We start from the raw sequence: 15,999 nt of genomic DNA on the forward strand, positions 1-15,999 counted from the left end.
CATAAATAGTAATAGTAAAACTCTAAGAAGGACTGAGGTTGGCGGATTCGAAGCCAAGCGAACGCCCGCAAGGGAAGAGCGAACAGGATGTGAGCGGAAGTGAGCAAGGCTGGCCCGGAATGAGCTGACAGGAGGTCTGCGAAAGCAGGGCGAATCCTTTAGTCGCCAAAGCCTTGGCGTCGGCTACCCCTCTCTCCGCCAGTCTTCGCTTAACGACGAACGAAGTGAGGAGTATAGCGAAGACTGGCTCGGCGTAGCTTTAGCTAAGCCGGGCAGCGTAAAAGTTAAGTGTTGTCTTTCAACTCTTCGACTCGGCAAGTCAGCATAACGAAGCCATGCACCCTTTTTTTAACATAAAACCAGTTGACTTTAGATTATTTCAGTAGGATATTGATTCAATCGGGAACGGCTTTGTTCGCGGCTCTCTGGCCTGCAAATACTGTAAGCAAAAAAAAATCGGCTGCCCCGCGGAACAGCTGTTTAATAAAAACAAAAAATGAACTGCACCTTGTGCAAGAAGCCTATCAGTGAGTATAACCCTGAGTTTAATCAGTTAAAAATTGATGAAGCTCACTGCGCGGACATTTGCGCGGAGTGTATTGATAAATTTGTTAAGTGGCAATGGAGCAAAAACGCGAAACTTTTTCCCACAAAAGCAGCCAAAAAGATGTTTGGCAGCAAAACGTGATAAAATAATTCTATGGAAAAGACGTTAATCTTACCACAAAAACAACAAGAACTGGAAAACAGGATGAACGCGCTGGGCATAACAGAAGAAAATCTCGTTGAAAAGTTTATTCTGGGCAGCGGCAAAGGCGGGCAAAAGATCAACAAAACTTTTTCCTGTGTTTATTTAAAGCATATCCCCACGGGTATTGAGGTGAAATGTCAGCAGGATCGTTCCCGGGCCCTTAATCGGTTTATAGCCAGGCGGCTGCTTTGCGATAAAATTGAGTCTTTAATTTTTCAAAAAGAATCAAAAATACAGGCGGAACAAGCAAAAATACGCAAACAAAAGAAAAGACGTTCCCGCAAAACCAAAGAAAAAATACTGCGGGATAAAAAAATTATTTCCCGAAAAAAAGAATCCAGAAAGAATCCAACTGATTAATAGAAAAGACGAAATTTATAATTCAGAAAATATACTGCGACAGCAATTTTATTAAACAGTCTGGAATTGTTAAGAGAATTTTGTATTGTCGGTATTGTTTCTGTCAGCAATTTGTGGTCAGGCAGGGATTCTTCTACCAGATGATCATTTAGAAGTAAGGCTATACGCAACAGTTCGGGCCTTAATTTGCGTTGATAGTTGAATTGCTCAAAAAATAAAGCAGGGAAACGTCCGGAAAATAGTGATTTAATCAGAAGCTCAAATTTTTTATTATATTCTATGGGGATTCCGCCGAACCGCATGCTTCCGGGTGAAACAACAAGACTAAAGTCGTCAGACCCTTTTTTTATTCTGAAACCGAACCAATTATTTTCCAGATTTTTTTTATTAAGCAGTAATTGATTGTTTTGTGCCAATAACTGGTGTGTAATATTTTTCCCCAATAATATTTTTTCGCTTCTGGCATTCCATAAACCTCTTATTGTAGGCCTTTCGGAAATCAGGGAGTTCATCAAGTTCAGATAAACAAAAGAAGAGTTATCATCAAAGAAGACCCCAGTGGCTTCAACTGGCAGGTAATTATTCGAGGAGATAATTTTGGTAAACATAATATAATTGTCGTTAAAAAAGAAAACCCGATGCAAAAAAATAGAAAATTTTAGTACAAATCTTGGTCTGTGTGTGGTTTTTTGAATATGCTATACTTAGGAACTGGAGAAGATAACAGATTAATTATACTGCCGACATATATTCCTGAAAAATTATCTGTAATTATAGAAAACAGAAGGTGTAAGAAATGGAAAAACTTAGAGAATTCAAAGAATTGGGTGTATCGGAAAGAATGCTGCGGGCCCTTAAAAAAAAGGGTTTTGAAGCGCCTACTCCCATTCAGAAGAAGGTCATTCCCTTACTTTTGGAAGGCACAGGTGATATTATCGGTCAGGCGCAGACCGGCACAGGCAAGACAGCCGCTTTTGGCATACCACTTCTGGAAAAGCTGGTGGAAAATAGCGGTTTTACTCAGGCACTGGTACTGGTACCTACCAGAGAACTGGCCATACAGGTCTCGGAAGAATTAAATTCTATTAAAAACGATTCCGCGCTGGTTATTTTTCCTGTTTACGGCGGACAATCAATGGAAATACAGATAAACAAACTGCGTCGCAACGTGGATATTATTGTGGGCACTCCCGGACGTACGCTGGATTTAATCAGAAGAAAAAAAATAATTTTGAATAAAATATCATATTTAATACTGGATGAAGCTGATGAAATGCTGAGCATGGGTTTTATAGAAGATATTGAACTGATTATGAAGAATACCGCTCCGGAGAAAAAGACCCTGCTTTTTTCTGCGACAATACCGGCACCTATAAAAAAGATAGCACAAAAGTATATGCGTAATTCCACACATGTTTCAGTTAACAGCTCAGAAGTAACCACAGTTTTAACCGAACAGATTTACTTTGAAGTGCACTCCGCCGACAGGTTCGAGGCCCTATGCAGGATCATTGATGCTGAAACAGATATGTTCGGTATTATTTTTTGCCGCACCAAACTGGAAGTAGATGAGATTGCCATTAAATTAAAAGAACGAGGTTATAAGGCCGAGGGTTTGCATGGAGACATATCCCAGACCATGAGGGAAAAGATACTAAAGAAATTTCGCAGTCACAACACATCTATTTTGGTGGCAACCGATGTGGCCGCCAGAGGCATAGATATTACAGATTTAACACATGTTATAAATTACTCACTTCCGCAGGATCCTGATTCCTATATTCACCGTATCGGCCGCACAGGCAGGGCAGGTAAAAAGGGAACTGCCATTACTTTTATTACATCTTCCGAATACAGACGGCTAAACTATATAAAAAATCTGATTAATGCCGATATTAGGAAAAAAAAGCTTCCAGCTATTGCGGAACTGATCACCGCAAAAAAAGCAAAAATCAAGCAGGAACTGGAGAGGATAATTATAGCCGGTGAACATCAGGATTACCTGGATTTGGCATCGGAATTAACTGCTGAAAATGATCCCAAAAATATTGTAGCCGCGCTCATAGAGCACATTTATGATGATGAGTTCAAGGAAAGCAGCTACCGGGAAATTAATGATGTTTCAGTTGATATGCAGGGCAAAACCAGGCTTTTTGTAGCTTTGGGCAAGATGGACCGCATGACGCCGCAGAGCCTGGCGCAATTTCTGGCCCGCGAAGGCAACATAGAGCCTTTTTTAATAAAAGATATAAAGGTCTATGACAAGTTTTCCTTTGTTACAGTACCTTTTAATATCGCGGAAAAATTCCTGCAGGTTTCCAACTCCAGAGACAAGAAAAGACAACGGCCGTTAATAACCAAAGCCAGGCCAATGAAGTAGGAAAAGTCTTGCGCATTCAACTATTTCAGGCTTACTTCTGTCATGCTGAGCCTGCTGAGCCTGTCGAAGCATGACACTTAATCTCTTAGTAACAACATAAAAATAAATTAAAAACAAACAATATTCCAACTGTCAATTTATACTAAATTTGCTATTATATTAATAAACCTAAAAGGAGAGGAAGCATGAACCCACTGGCACTTGAATTAAATGAAGTTATAGAGAGAACATCAAAGACTGTTTTTTCTTTGCTGAGCCATAAAGGCAAGCAGATTTATTTCCCCAAAAAAGGAATTCTTGCCCAATCCGCAGACGCGGCAAGCAAAAAAATTAATGCGACCATTGGAACAGCCGTTGAAGACGACGGTTCTCCTATGCGTCTTATGTCTATTGCCAAAGAAATCAATATCAGTCCGGCTGGGGCTTTTCCTTATGCGGCAAGCTATGGTCGTCCGGATATCAGGGAAAAATGGAAAACCATGCTTTTTGAAAAAAATCCTTCGCTTGCAGGGAAAGAAGTAAGTCAGCCGGTGGTGACCAGTGCTCTGACGCATGGTTTAAGCATGGTAAGCTATATGTTTGTGGAGCCGGGTGATGAAGTGGCTGTCTCGGATCTGTGCTGGGATAATTATAGTTTGATTTTTGAAAACGCCAGCGGCGGGCATATTATCACTTATCAATTATTTAAAAATGGCGGATTTGATATGGAATCGATGGAAAAAGTATGTTTTAACGGTAAAATCGGGAAAAAAATTTTGCTTTTAAATTTTCCCAACAACCCTGCCGGATATACCCCGACAACGGATGAAGTGCAGAAAATAGTGGCAGTAATTAAAAAAGCTGCTGATAAAGGAAATAAAATTCTGGTTATTATCGATGACGCTTATTTTGGCCTTGTTTATGAAGATGGTATTGAAAAAGAATCTGTTTTTTCTTATCTTGCAGATTGTCATGAAAATGTTCTGGCCATAAAGGTAGACGGCCCTACAAAAGAGGATTATGTGTGGGGCTTCAGGGTAGGTTTTCTGACCTTTGGTATAAAAGGTGCGACAAAAGAACTTTACAATGTACTTGAGGCCAAAACAGCCGGAGCAATAAGGGGGAATGTTTCAAATTGTTCCAATCTTTCACAGTCTTTGCTGCTCGCCGCCTATAAATCCGCTGAATACGAAAACGAGAAACAGCAGAAATATGAACTTCTCAAGTCTCGTTATGAAGCTGTAAAACAGACATTAAAAGACAATCCGCAATATCAGGATTATTTTGAGGCCATCCCGTTTAATTCGGGATATTTTATGTGTTTGGAATTAAAACATGGCCTGGATGGTGAGAAAGTCAGACAGATTTTATTAAATGATTACGATACCGGCGTTATCTTTATATCCGGGGTAATTCGTGTTGCTTTTTCCTCTGTAAGCAAAGATAAAATACCTCTGCTTTTCGGCAACATTTATGAAGCTTGTAAAAAGGCAAAATAATTAAAATAAACCTTTAAGGTTGTCAGCAAGCTGTTTCAGATTACGCATACCGGTCAGGGCACAGGTTATGCCTGGCTGTTGTATTGTCCAGCAAAGCACTTCGGAGGCAATACTGCGTTTGCTCATTTCAGCCCTGGATTTTAAATCGGCAACCAGTTCGACGCTTTTATTCCAGATTTGATCATTCATAAACTGATAAAAGAATACCTTTGCTTCTTTACGCGAAACATCAGGTTTGGTTTTATATTTCCCGGTTAAAAGTCCGCCATGCAGGGGGCCATAAGCCAGAACACCGATTTTATTTTTTAAAGCGAATTGGACAATTTCATTTTCTATGGTTCGGTCCAGCAGGGAATACTGATGCTGAACGCTGACAAGCTCGCCCAGTGTCAGTGCTTTCTCCAACAAAGAGACCTGATGGTTGCAAAAACCGATATGACGAATAAGGCCTTTATCCTGCAGAATAAGCAGAGCTTCCATAGTCTCTTGAATATCAACCCGTGGATCAGGCCAATGCGGTTGATAAAGATCTATATATTCGGTTTGCAGCCTGCGCAGAGAATCTTCTATTTCTTTAAAAATCTGTTTTTTGGAAAGGTCATGAATAAAACCTTCTTTTAAGCCGCACTTGGTGGCCAGAATAACTTTATCCCGGAAAGGTTTAATGGTTTTACCCACCACAGATTCGGCGTGACCGTTACCGTAGATTGGAGCGGTATCAATAAAATTTATACCATTTTCCAAAGCTGTTTTTATAACAGCTTCAGACTCGCTGTCTTTAACATCGTGCCAGCCTGTTCTGCCTGTTATCCATGACCCCAGTCCGATAACAGAAATGTTGAGGTCAGAGTTTCCTAATTTGCGATACCGCACAACACATCAGCTCCTTTGTTTTTCAAAAACATGATCATTAAACCATTTTTCAAAATCTTCATTAGTCTCAAAGGAAAAACCGAAAACCTGTTTCCATACTGTCTGCGACTCCATGCATAGATAAATAAATTGTTCGGGATTATATTTTTTTATCCGGCCGGTTATTGTTTTATAGGCCCGTACCCTTCTGGGACGCAGATAACGAAGTTTGTTATCATCGCCGACAATAAATTCATCTATAAAGCCGGGGGATTTTTTAAAAAAGGACTGCATAAGACCTTTAGTAAAACGCAAGCAGCCCAGACTTATCCAGCTTATTTTTTCCGCGGGCACATAACGATAAATTAAGTCGATGACTTTTTTATAATCCTTTTCCATTTCTTCATAAAAAATAATCGGATCGAAATGAAAAGATAATTTATAACCGGCTTGTGCCAGTTTTTGAGCTGCTTCCAGACGTTTTAGCAGGGAAGGAGTATTTCTTTCCACTTTTTGAATTATCTTATCAGTGTTTACAGACCAGCCGACAATAATGTTTCCCGGTGGAGTAATAGTCAGCAGATTGCCGACATTCAGCGATTTGGTTTTAAGCTCCAGCAGGATATGGGGATAATCTTTAAAAAAAGAAATCAGCTTTAAAGATATCCCGGAAATATTATCAAGGGCCAGGCTGTCGGTAAACTCGCCGGTCCCAATCCTCATTTTTTCTTTATTAAGCTTTTTCAGCTGTCGTGGCAAATGTAATAACAATTCATCAATATCGGTATAGATAACATGTGCTTTCAGCTCGAAATAATCTTGCAAAATACAGTAGGAACAGGAAAAAGGGCAGTTAATCTCGGTATTCAAAATATAATAATTACAGCAACTATACTCGGTTGTTCCAGGACATTTTTTAAGAAAAGATCCCTTCAATCCTGTTAAAAGCAATACATCCGCCCTGTTGAATTTTTTAATAATATTTTGTTCTTCCGCCGGTTTAAAAAAAGCAACAGGGATATTTTTAAAATGTTTTATTATAGATTTTGTAAAAGGCAGAGCTTTGATTTGTTCATTGACCAGTAAATTTTTAAACGCCCTCACCGATTATCTCCAGAAGGTTTTCTATTTCAGCTTTTTTCTTTTTCAGTTCCAGGCAAATCTTATCAATATCAGCAGGATTTTTAAGCGAAATACAAAGGTCCAGGCAGTTACTTTCAAAATTATCTTTATAGCTGGCCTTCAGGGTGGAGCTGTTAATTTTTTTTAAAGATTGTTCCAGCTTTTCCTTAAGATCCATATATTGAGGGTATCGCAGTTTGCGCAGGTAACGCATGAATTCCTCTGATCTTTTTGAAGATTTAGGCTCAAAATTTTCCAGCAGAGCAAATTTAAAATTTTTGTTTTTTTGTAACTGCAATTCGTAAAGAAGCTGCACAAATTCATAGCTTTGATTGGCATTGAGCCTGAAATTATCGATGATTTCTAATATTTTTTGCTTGTCAGTATTTAAATGTTTTTTTATATAACCAAGAGTTTTCTGAAATTCCAGTTGTTCGGAAAGCCCCAGATTGTTTAAGGTGGAAAAGTTATTCTTTTTTAGATTATTTACACTCACAAAAAAATAAACCAGACGATTAGTTCTGCCTCCTGTTTTGGCTTGACAAAATAAATCAATTAAATAACTATAGACTGATATTATCATGCCACAAGATAAGATAAAACAGTTTTTTCGACATGAACTAATTTTGATTGTTCCTGTACTTCTTTTTTTGTTTTTTTGCAGTTTTCATTTGCAGGATATGTTTGTGTATGACGAGCCTGCATTCGTAGTTTCTTCAATTCCGGTGGATGTTCAGCCTCCCTTATATCAGTCATTGCTTTTATTTTACAGCAGAATGCTGGGTAATACTGAATGGGTTTTCCGCAGTTTCGGGGTGATTTGCAATTTGCTTTCAGCTTTTTTCCTTTACCTGATCGGTGAAAGAATTTATAAGAATATGGGAAAGATGGCAGTGTTTCTATATTTGCTTTTACCGGTAGTTATACAGGGCAGTTTATTGCCCGATATCGACAACTCCTTGCTGACCATGTTCATGCTTCTTTTTACCTTTATATATCTGTGGACATCTGCTACGCTTCAGCGACAGCTCGGTTTTGCTATATTTTTCTTTATACTGCTTTGGACAAAAAACACGACCCCCTATCTTTATCTCATCATCATACCTGTTATGGAATGGTTTCAAACCAAAAAATTATGGTCAGCCGGTCTATCCCTGATTTTGGGACTAATTACAACCGGATTATTTTATATAAGTTTATATTGCTTTTCATTATTTTCACCTGCAAATTATTATGCGGGCGCAATCGGCCATAACAACTCATATTTTTTAGCCGGGCTAAACCAGTTGTTTAGATTAAAAACCATTTTGTTTGTGCTCTATAATATCAATACTTTTGTTTTATGGTGCGGTCCGGTTCTAATTATTCTCGGTTTTTTTTCTATTATGTTTATCAGAAAAGAAAGTTCGCGTCAGAATAAAGGAGCACTGGTGTTTCTATATTTGCAAGCGGTTTTAGTGTCTGCCGGCTATTTTATTATCAAAACTACAGCTGCGGGTTTTCCTAAATATACCTTTCCAGCCTGCGCTTTCTTAAGTCTGTTAGTCGCATATGTTTTTGTGATAAATCATAAAAAATTGTTTGAGTTCAAAATTCGTGATTCAGTCCTTTTTTTGTCAGGCATGGCGGGATGGATTTTTTTTATTCGCGACCCGCTATATTCAGGGCAGGTTTTAAGATTGGAACTTTTTTACATGCCTGGTTTTGCAAATATTGTTTTTCAGCAAATCACGCATTATTTGTTTTTGTATACAATGCTCACCATATTATTCCTGATTTTTTGGCTTATGCTGAAAAATAGTTTAAAAGCAGTTTTATTTTTTTTCCTTTTATATGCGCTAATGACCAATTTTTTCCAGGCCTTTGCATCTTATAATGTACGATATGCTTACGGCGAAAAAGGTTTTTCGGCAGCAACACGTTATTTACAGGCCGGGCATGTCCGTTATAATCAAATTTTAAGCAGATATGACCTGCAATACTATTTATCTGACAGACGACAACTTTATGCCTCAGGCTATGAAACGGTTTTTTCGATAGTTTCTCCTGAAGTATTAAATGAAAGGCTGACCAAAGATAAAAATATAGGGTATTTGAGTTTTCCAGAGTCAGATATAAATGCCAATATTAATCGTGAAAAAGTTTTGGGAATTATTAAGAAACAAGGATTTTCACTGGATCGGAAGCTGGAAGATTATTTAATATATAAAAGATAATAAGCACTTAATAGAAAAGAAACTAGAAATTATTACCAGAAAATTACAAAAAGGTTTATAATTACCATGTTTAGGGGGGTAATTTTATTAAGGGGGCAAGATATGAGTAGAAAAATCAGCATTTTAATTATGGTAATGGTGCTTGCGGCAATAACCTTTGCGGCAGAAGCAAAAACAGTTGCGACATCGGCTCTGGATATAGTAAAAATTGGCAGCGGCATAGATATTAAGCAAGGGGAAAAAGCCAATAATGTCGTCGCTGTAGGTGGGAGTGTTTCCCTGAACGGCGAAGCGCAGCAGGATGTTGTTGCGGTTGGCGGGTCTGTTATTTTGGGCAGCAAGGCTGTAGTCGGAGGAAAAGTTGTATCTGTCGGTGGTTCTATTAATAAAGCCGAGGGCGCCCAAATAAAGGGCAATATGATAGAAACCAAAGCCATGGATGTTTCGACGATTCTTTATGATTTACCCAATAAAAAATGGAAAAAAGTGGAGAAGATATTTAAGGGAGCTGCCTTTATAGGTTTTCTGGCACTTGCTTTATTAATTGTCGCCTTATTTCCCAATCAAATCGGAAAGGTTTCCGTTATTATCGAGAAAAGCCCTGTTAAATCATTTTTGTGGGCAATACTTGGTGTGCTGCTGATCGTTCCTGTTGCCATTCTTCTGGCGATTTCTCTGGTGGGTATATTGTTAATACCTGTAGAATTGGTGCTGGTAGGACTATCAGTATTATTCGGTTATATTGCTACTGCCCAACTTCTAGGCAAGAAAGTAGCAGCAGCCTTAAGAAAAATGAATCTGCCTATCTTCTGGGAAACATTTTGGGGCATAATAGTACTTTGGCTTATAAGCTGGATTCCCTTTGTGGGCGGCTTCATCTGTATGATTGTTAGTCTGCTGGGTTTTGGCGGCGTGCTGAAGCATCTGCTTAACCTGAAAAAATGTTGTTAAAAAAAGGACTCCAATTTTTGGAGACTATCAAATATTATTTGACCGGATTTATTGAAAAGTTGATATAAGCTGTTCTTTTCGATTTAGCAAATTCGTCCGGTGCATCATAAATAAGTTTTTGTGTAATTATGCCGGAAGTTTTCAGGTCAGTTTTAATTTTATCCAAAATACCGAACATTCTGTCGCCGTTAAAATTTGTCGGTACAAATAATTTTATTGACCCGTCAAATGCATCTTTTGCAGGATTAAGAGAATACTCCGGGTTTCCCTCCACAATTATACCGGTGTTGGTGAGATTATTTAAAACAACATTTTTGACCAACCCGTAAAGTTGTTCATCTGATAAAGGTTTCGTCTTATTTGTTATTCTTGTCGGAGTCATTTCTGCGCACATATAAAATCCAACCTGTTTGTTTTCAACGCTCATTATTAGCCTCCTTTTTTAGGCCCGCAAAAGAATTTCTTTGGCAGGTTTGCATAAAATACATTATAATAACTATTGAGAACATTAAATTTATCGGAGAAAAATGAGTAAAGTTGCAATATTAGTTGATGGAGGTTATTACAAAGCCTGTTACTGGCAAAGGTATAAAGAAAACCCCTTGCCAGAAGATCTGCTGAACCACTGCGATAAACTTCTGAACCAGAAAGCTCTGCTTAATTACGAACTGCTCAGAATTTATTATTACGATTGTCTGCCTTATGATAAAGATGATGTTCATCCCGTAACCAAAGAAAAAATTTCTTATGCCGAAACTCCTCAGTTTGAACAAAACATGAAATTTTTAAATGAACTTAAGGTCCAGCCGAATATAGCTTTTCGCAAGGGGATACTTAAACTGAACGGCTGGAAAATATCCAGCGAAGGTTTGCGGGATGTAATCAGTCAGCACAGAACGATAAGACCGCAGGATATAAGAGCTGATTTTAAACAAAAACGACTGGATATTAATATAGGACTGGATATTGCCTGGCTGGCAAGCAAACAGCTGGCGGACTGTATTGTTCTAATAACCGGCGATACCGACTTCATTCCTGCCCTGAAGTTTGCCCGTCGCGAAGGAGTCAAGGTTATCGTTAACCTGCTGGCCCCAAGTAACGCGGAGGATTTATATGAACATTCGGATCTGGTTATTAAACTGAAACCGCTTCTCTAAAACATAATCGGATTTTTACTGTTCCTGTCATATAAAAGTTTATATACCCAATAATTACCCAGGACTTTTTTTACATAACCGCGCGTCTGGCCGATTGGAATATTTTCCACATAAAGGTCAATATCATCGAAATTATTAAAATTGCGGGTCATATTTCCGATACCGCAATTATAAACTGCTACACCTTTTATGACACCGATAGTTTTTAAGTAATATTTTAAATGCAACATGCCCATGGTGATATTATCTGACGGGTTTCGCAGACTATAATTTTCCAGCTTTATTTTAGAAGCGATAGCCGCGGCTGTGGCAGGCATTAATTGCATTAATCCCACTGCTCCCGAATAGGATACAGCTTCAGGATTATAACTTGATTCGCCCCTGATTAGCGCCAGAACCAGATAAGGGTCCACTTCATCAGCGCTGATCCGTTGTTCGATAAGGTCCATATATACAAGAGGATATGCCAGATAATTATTTTTTATTCCTTCGTAAGAACGGTAAACATAATAATATTGTTTTTTCTGGATAGCCTGATTTGCGTAATATTCCCAGAGATTTCGGTTATTTTTTATATTATAATAAGAAGTCAGCTCATATATGGCATCATCAAAAGCTTCAGCTGCCAGAAGTTTTTTCAACCTTTGCGGAACATCCTCTGCAGGAATATCTGCCGGGCTGTATTTGATGTCGGAAATGTCGGGTATATATTCTGTTTGAAAAAATGCTCTGTAAGAATAATATGAGTATGGATATAAAGTTTGCAATCGCAACAAATATTGTCTGGAAATATCGGCTTTATCCAGCTTCTCCAAACATTTGGCCTGCCAATAGAGTGAGGCTTCCTGGTACACATCCGCTTCAGAATTTTTAAAAGCTTCGAGAGCTCCATAGTAATCATTCTGGGTGTAAAGCAAAATGCCGCGTTCGAAATAGGTCATGTTTTTGTATTTCCCTGTTTTTTCTAAAAAATCCAGATACCTGAAAGCTTTTTCGAAATTTTTCTTTTTTTTGGCATCGGTATATAAATAAAAAGCAGCGTCGGAAGCCAGTGAACTTTCCGGATAATTCTCCAGAATTTGATCATACATGAACTTTTTTTCTTCTTCATCATGTAAAACCGCAGAATAATAAAATTTTTCAGCCGAATTAGGAAGTGCACTAAAAAGTTCGAGAGTTCTGTTTTTTGTGCCGATAACAAGGCTGCAACGCGCGACATATAAGGGAATGGACGAATCAATTGAGGAAGTTGTGGGAATTGATTCAAAACATTTCACGGCTTCATTATAATTGCCTTGCTCAAAGAAGTGTTTGCCAAGCCAGATAAGTTGTTCGGGAGTTTGCGGCTCACCATGATAATAACTGATAATATTTTTCAGATTTTTTCTGGAAATGGAAAAAGGAAGCTTCTCGTTACTGGCTGGATAGATGTTGGCGCTGGCTGCTTCATTATAAAGTTTCCCTCGTAATGCGCAATAAGCCTCATAATAGCTGGAATAAGGATACAAGACAGAGCCTTCCCCGATATCATGAAAAGCTAAATACGCCTTTTGGTATTCCCCGGTTTTTAATAGTTGTTTACCATCTTTATAATTGGAAACATCAGAAGCCAGAATAACCGCAAAACATACAAATAATACAAAAAAAATATTTTTTAGCATACTTTAATCACCCTTATTATTGTAAGTAAAATTAACAATAGTGCAACTGCTATCTTCGATATTGTTTATTGTCGGGAATTCGTTTATTATCGAAAAACGACAGGAGTTTTTAAATGGATTTTGTTAAGAAGATTTTCCGTACACTGAAGTATAAAAATTACCGTATTTTTTTTACAACACAAATTGTTTCCCTGATCGGGATATGGATGCAGCAGATTGCTATGATCTGGTTAATTTACAGGCTTACAAATTCTTTGATTTTACTTGGACTGATGGGTTTTTTGAGCCAGATACCATCTCTGTTTATATCGCCTGTTGCCGGTGTTTTTGCAGACAGACACGATAAAAAAAGGTTGCTTATTTTCACCCAGATATTGTTCGCGGTGATTGCCTTGTTTTTCGCTTATCTGGTTTATAGAAACGAGCTGCATATTCATTATTTCTTGATATTGGGACTGATTTTTGGATTTATTAATGCCTTTGATATCCCAGTACGCCAGTCTTTTTTTATAGAGTTGATAGACAATAAAAAAGATGTTACCAATGCCGTAGCCTTGAACTCTGTGGCCTTTCACGGGGCAAGATTAATCGGACCGGCCATCGCGGGATTTATTATTAAATGGTTAGGTGAAGACATTTGTTTTTTATTAAACGGACTGAGCTACATCCCGGTTATTCTGGCATTGATGTTTATGATAAAGATACCCGCTATAGCGCTGGAGAAACAAAAAAAGGTAACAATATATTTCCATTTTCAGGAAGGTATTCAATATATCATTAAGAGCAGAGTGATATTGCCAATTATTACTCTTGTGGGGATTATAAGTCTTATGGGTATGTCTTATGTTGTATTATTGCCTGCCTTTGTAAAGGAAGTCTATCATGGTGATTCTGCATTGTTGGGTTTTTTTATGAGCGCTGCTGGAGCCGGGGCACTAACTGGGGCCATATATCTGGCTTCCAGAGAAAAAGTAACAAACCTGGTTTATTTAATGGTCATAACTTCCGGTATTCTGGGGTTCAGCCTGGTTACTTTTTCCATAGCTCATAACGTTTATCTTTCTTTAATCATGCTCATTTGTGTGGGATTCAGTATGATGATGCAGCTCGGTGGCAGCAATGTTTTACTGCAGACTATAACCGAGAACAAATTGCGCGGGCGAATAATGAGTATATATTCAATTGCCTTTGCCGGCACGGTGCCAATCGGCAATTTGCTGGCGGGTTTTATTTCGCACAATATCGGCATCCGGCTTACGCTTTCCCTGGGGGGCTTATGTTGTTTGTTGGCAGGGATATGGTTTAACACGCACATTCCCGGAGTGAGAGAAACTGTCAGAAAAATCTATTCTGAGTTTTGACCATTTATTTTTGGAACCTTTGCATTAAAGAGGTTCATGGCTTTTTCAAATCCTTCTGCTACAATAGTTTTAATAATATCCGGCATCTGCTTCAGGCTGTGATAAATAACTGTTGATTCTTCCGGAGTAAAGTTGTTTAAAACAAAATTATGCAGACTGTAGATAGGATCAGCGCTTTTTATTCCAATCCGTATTCTACCGAAATTGTCACTAATCTGGGAGATTATTGATTCTACACCGTTGTGCCCGCCCGATGAACCTTTTTTTCTGATACGGATTTGCCCGCAGGGCAGGGCAATATCATCATAAATTATAATAATATGGGCTTCAGGAATTTTAAAAAATGATTTGATCCAAATCGCAGCTGTTCCGCTGTTATTCATAAAAGTAGTAGGCTTAACCAGATAAATTCTGGCTCCCTTTTGCTGGGTGAGAACATAAGAACATAATTTTTTCTCCTGCTTGAACTTGCCTGTGTTCCAGGCTTTTGTAAGAGCATCGATAGCCATAAATCCGGCGTTATGACGGGTATGTTCATATTCAGGGCCTGGGTTGCCAAGTCCGATAACAGCATAAATATTTTGATCATTTGCCATAACTATCCTTTAAACTTAAAATGTACGAAAATCCTGCCGAAATTTTTGTCGTCTTTTTCCAGCCGATGATAGAGCTTTTTTATTTCCGGACGGTTAAGAAAGCGCAGCACGCTTTTTTTAAGTTGCCCACTACCTTTGCCCGGAATAATTTCCACCAGTTCTATTTTTTTCCCCAGTGCCTCATCAATAAGCTCGTTTAATTCTTTTTCTATAAGAGCTCCTTTGTTAAAAATGTCATGCAGGTCAAGTTTTAGTTTGGCCATTACTTAAAAAGTATAACAAAGAGGGTCCAATTATTCTAGAAGCATATATATTACAATCTACAGAACAACAGGCACATCCCTTTTTTCCCAGTATCTGCTTCCATAGTTAAAAAGTATTTGAGAATTTTGGTTTATTCTGCGGTTACTTATGCACACAATTCTCCACATGCCTGATTTTTCATGAAAAAAAAGTATTCGCGAGGCATTTGGCCTATAGGAGTGATTTGCGTAACGGGCGTAGTTGCCGGCCGGCTCGGCGTCCACATCAGTGCGAAAAAGGGTTTTAACAGATTCTGCGGGTATATCCCTAAAAGGCGTCCTGTTATGGAGATAGGCACTTTCAGGGTTTTGATTTGATGGGATAATGATGCCGGTATATTCAATAAAGGGGGTTAACGGCGGTATTGCTTGGTCTCTGGCAAAAAGTCCGAATCCGATTTCATTATTTATGTGTTTGATATATAAAGGAACATTAAACCCGTTATCCAGGGCGCACTTACATTTGTTTAACAACCATGCTTTTTTATAACTATAGGGGCTAAAGGGGTTAAATCTTTTTTTAGGTATGGTTTTATACAGTTGTCGTTCCTGATCAAGCAGGTTGACAGTGATGTCCGGGTGAACAAGCGGTTTATTGGTCCAGGCGACATTATATTCGGAAAGAAATACTAGAGGAGTAAGAGCGTTTATTCTTTTTCCGGAATAAACATGAATTCTTTCCTGCGGATCAATGAATCTGCAAAACACGGAGTAATCCCGGATATTGAACGATTTTTGAAGAGAAATAGTTTTAAGTTTTAGCAAATAAATCCACCATAAATTTATCGTGAAAAAAAACATTTCAGTTCAAA

17 protein-coding genes are annotated in these 15,999 nt (G+C 38.3%); 8 read left to right on the plus strand and 9 right to left on the minus strand.

Features of this window, described 5'->3' with window-relative positions:
- The first annotated feature begins 496 nt into the window (after window positions 1-496).
- Window positions 497-688, plus strand: coding sequence for a hypothetical protein (locus tag PHV30_03280; GenBank protein MDD5456038.1), 192 nt, complete (start codon window positions 497-499; stop codon window positions 686-688).
- A gap of 12 nt (window positions 689-700) precedes the next feature.
- Window positions 701-1,111, plus strand: a complete 411-nt coding sequence (locus PHV30_03285; GenBank protein ID MDD5456039.1) for a peptide chain release factor-like protein — start codon at window positions 701-703, stop codon at window positions 1,109-1,111.
- Here PHV30_03285 and PHV30_03290 read toward each other — a convergent pair.
- Complete coding sequence (locus PHV30_03290) at window positions 1,108-1,719, minus strand: hypothetical protein (protein MDD5456040.1); 612 nt, start codon at window positions 1,717-1,719, stop codon at window positions 1,108-1,110. The two genes, PHV30_03285 and PHV30_03290, sit on opposite strands and share 4 nt — an antisense overlap.
- 188 nt (window positions 1,720-1,907) lie before the next feature.
- Here PHV30_03290 and PHV30_03295 point away from each other — a divergent pair, with 188 nt between their 5' ends.
- Window positions 1,908-3,491 carry a DEAD/DEAH box helicase gene (locus tag PHV30_03295; GenBank protein MDD5456041.1) on the plus strand — a complete coding sequence of 528 codons (1,584 nt, stop codon included), beginning with the start codon at window positions 1,908-1,910 and terminating at the stop codon, window positions 3,489-3,491.
- Between the two features lie 185 nt (window positions 3,492-3,676).
- On the plus strand, window positions 3,677-4,969 hold the full coding sequence (locus tag PHV30_03300) for an aminotransferase class I/II-fold pyridoxal phosphate-dependent enzyme (protein MDD5456042.1): 1,293 nt from the start codon (window positions 3,677-3,679) through the stop codon (window positions 4,967-4,969).
- Here the strand turns inward: PHV30_03300 and PHV30_03305 are convergent, their stop codons facing one another.
- The 3 genes from PHV30_03305 to PHV30_03315 are packed head-to-tail and all read right to left on the minus strand — an operon-like array spanning window position 4,970 to window position 7,526.
- Entirely contained in the window at window positions 4,970-5,842 is an 873-nt protein-coding gene (locus tag PHV30_03305) for an aldo/keto reductase (GenBank protein ID MDD5456043.1), read from the minus strand.
- Between the two features lie 6 nt (window positions 5,843-5,848).
- Complete coding sequence (locus PHV30_03310) at window positions 5,849-6,925, minus strand: radical SAM protein (GenBank protein ID MDD5456044.1); 1,077 nt, start codon at window positions 6,923-6,925, stop codon at window positions 5,849-5,851.
- Window positions 6,912-7,526 carry a hypothetical protein gene (locus tag PHV30_03315; GenBank protein MDD5456045.1) on the minus strand — a complete coding sequence of 205 codons (615 nt, stop codon included), beginning with the start codon at window positions 7,524-7,526 and terminating at the stop codon, window positions 6,912-6,914. Before PHV30_03315 ends, PHV30_03310 begins: the two co-directional genes overlap by 14 nt.
- Here PHV30_03315 and PHV30_03320 point away from each other — a divergent pair.
- Complete coding sequence (locus PHV30_03320) at window positions 7,525-9,159, plus strand: glycosyltransferase family 39 protein (GenBank protein ID MDD5456046.1); 1,635 nt, start codon at window positions 7,525-7,527, stop codon at window positions 9,157-9,159. The genes PHV30_03315 and PHV30_03320 overlap by 2 nt on opposite strands.
- A gap of 102 nt (window positions 9,160-9,261) precedes the next feature.
- A complete protein-coding gene (locus tag PHV30_03325; protein MDD5456047.1) occupies window positions 9,262-10,110 on the plus strand; it encodes a hypothetical protein in 849 nt (282 codons plus the stop codon).
- A gap of 34 nt (window positions 10,111-10,144) precedes the next feature.
- On the opposite strand, the gene PHV30_03330 is transcribed toward PHV30_03325, so the two are convergent.
- On the minus strand, window positions 10,145-10,537 hold the full coding sequence (locus PHV30_03330) for a hypothetical protein (protein ID MDD5456048.1): 393 nt from the start codon (window positions 10,535-10,537) through the stop codon (window positions 10,145-10,147).
- A gap of 100 nt (window positions 10,538-10,637) precedes the next feature.
- Between PHV30_03330 and PHV30_03335 the strand changes: the two genes are divergently transcribed.
- Complete coding sequence (locus tag PHV30_03335) at window positions 10,638-11,267, plus strand: NYN domain-containing protein (protein ID MDD5456049.1); 630 nt, start codon at window positions 10,638-10,640, stop codon at window positions 11,265-11,267.
- Here the strand turns inward: PHV30_03335 and PHV30_03340 are convergent.
- Window positions 11,264-12,928: a transglycosylase SLT domain-containing protein gene (locus PHV30_03340; GenBank protein ID MDD5456050.1), complete on the minus strand. Its 1,665-nt coding sequence runs from the start codon at window positions 12,926-12,928 to the stop codon at window positions 11,264-11,266. The two genes, PHV30_03335 and PHV30_03340, sit on opposite strands and share 4 nt — an antisense overlap.
- A gap of 113 nt (window positions 12,929-13,041) precedes the next feature.
- On the opposite strand from PHV30_03340, the gene PHV30_03345 reads away from it, so the two are divergent.
- Window positions 13,042-14,289, plus strand: coding sequence for an MFS transporter (locus PHV30_03345; GenBank protein ID MDD5456051.1), 1,248 nt, complete (start codon window positions 13,042-13,044; stop codon window positions 14,287-14,289).
- Here PHV30_03345 and pth read toward each other — a convergent pair.
- Genes pth through PHV30_03360 form a run of 3 tightly spaced genes read right to left on the minus strand, consistent with a single transcriptional unit; the run spans window position 14,274 to window position 15,952 of the window.
- A complete protein-coding gene (pth, locus tag PHV30_03350) occupies window positions 14,274-14,885 on the minus strand; it encodes an aminoacyl-tRNA hydrolase (protein ID MDD5456052.1) in 612 nt (203 codons plus the stop codon). The genes PHV30_03345 and pth overlap by 16 nt on opposite strands.
- A 2-nt stretch (window positions 14,886-14,887) precedes the next feature.
- Window positions 14,888-15,148 (minus strand): Smr/MutS family protein, encoded by a 261-nt coding sequence (locus PHV30_03355; GenBank protein MDD5456053.1) that lies wholly within the window; start codon window positions 15,146-15,148, stop codon window positions 14,888-14,890.
- Window positions 15,149-15,205: 57 nt separating this feature from the next.
- Window positions 15,206-15,952: an SET domain-containing protein-lysine N-methyltransferase gene (locus tag PHV30_03360; GenBank protein MDD5456054.1), complete on the minus strand. Its 747-nt coding sequence runs from the start codon at window positions 15,950-15,952 to the stop codon at window positions 15,206-15,208.
- Window positions 15,953-15,999: the final 47 nt, after the last annotated feature.

The sequence above is a fragment of the Candidatus Margulisiibacteriota bacterium genome (assembly GCA_028715625.1).
GTDB lineage: Bacteria > Margulisbacteria > Riflemargulisbacteria > GWF2-35-9 > GWF2-35-9 > JAQURL01.

What these genes read in the sequence shown, in the direction of transcription:
- PHV30_03325 (MDD5456047.1), top strand. Translation starts at nt 9,262, where the DNA reads ATGAGTAGAAAAATCAGCATTTTAATTATGGTAATGGTGCTTGCGGCA.
- PHV30_03285 (MDD5456039.1), top strand. Translation starts at nt 701, where the DNA reads ATGGAAAAGACGTTAATCTTACCACAAAAACAACAAGAACTGGAAAAC.
- PHV30_03315 (MDD5456045.1), bottom strand. Translation starts at nt 7,526, where the DNA reads ATGATAATATCAGTCTATAGTTATTTAATTGATTTATTTTGTCAAGCC.
- PHV30_03330 (MDD5456048.1), bottom strand. Translation starts at nt 10,537, where the DNA reads ATGAGCGTTGAAAACAAACAGGTTGGATTTTATATGTGCGCAGAAATG.
- PHV30_03355 (MDD5456053.1), bottom strand. Translation starts at nt 15,148, where the DNA reads ATGGCCAAACTAAAACTTGACCTGCATGACATTTTTAACAAAGGAGCT.
- PHV30_03280 (MDD5456038.1), top strand. Translation starts at nt 497, where the DNA reads ATGAACTGCACCTTGTGCAAGAAGCCTATCAGTGAGTATAACCCTGAG.
- PHV30_03295 (MDD5456041.1), top strand. Translation starts at nt 1,908, where the DNA reads ATGGAAAAACTTAGAGAATTCAAAGAATTGGGTGTATCGGAAAGAATG.
- PHV30_03290 (MDD5456040.1), bottom strand. Translation starts at nt 1,719, where the DNA reads ATGTTTACCAAAATTATCTCCTCGAATAATTACCTGCCAGTTGAAGCC.
- PHV30_03320 (MDD5456046.1), top strand. Translation starts at nt 7,525, where the DNA reads ATGCCACAAGATAAGATAAAACAGTTTTTTCGACATGAACTAATTTTG.
- PHV30_03345 (MDD5456051.1), top strand. Translation starts at nt 13,042, where the DNA reads ATGGATTTTGTTAAGAAGATTTTCCGTACACTGAAGTATAAAAATTAC.
- PHV30_03335 (MDD5456049.1), top strand. Translation starts at nt 10,638, where the DNA reads ATGAGTAAAGTTGCAATATTAGTTGATGGAGGTTATTACAAAGCCTGT.
- PHV30_03300 (MDD5456042.1), top strand. Translation starts at nt 3,677, where the DNA reads ATGAACCCACTGGCACTTGAATTAAATGAAGTTATAGAGAGAACATCA.
- PHV30_03340 (MDD5456050.1), bottom strand. Translation starts at nt 12,928, where the DNA reads ATGCTAAAAAATATTTTTTTTGTATTATTTGTATGTTTTGCGGTTATT.
- pth (MDD5456052.1), bottom strand. Translation starts at nt 14,885, where the DNA reads ATGGCAAATGATCAAAATATTTATGCTGTTATCGGACTTGGCAACCCA.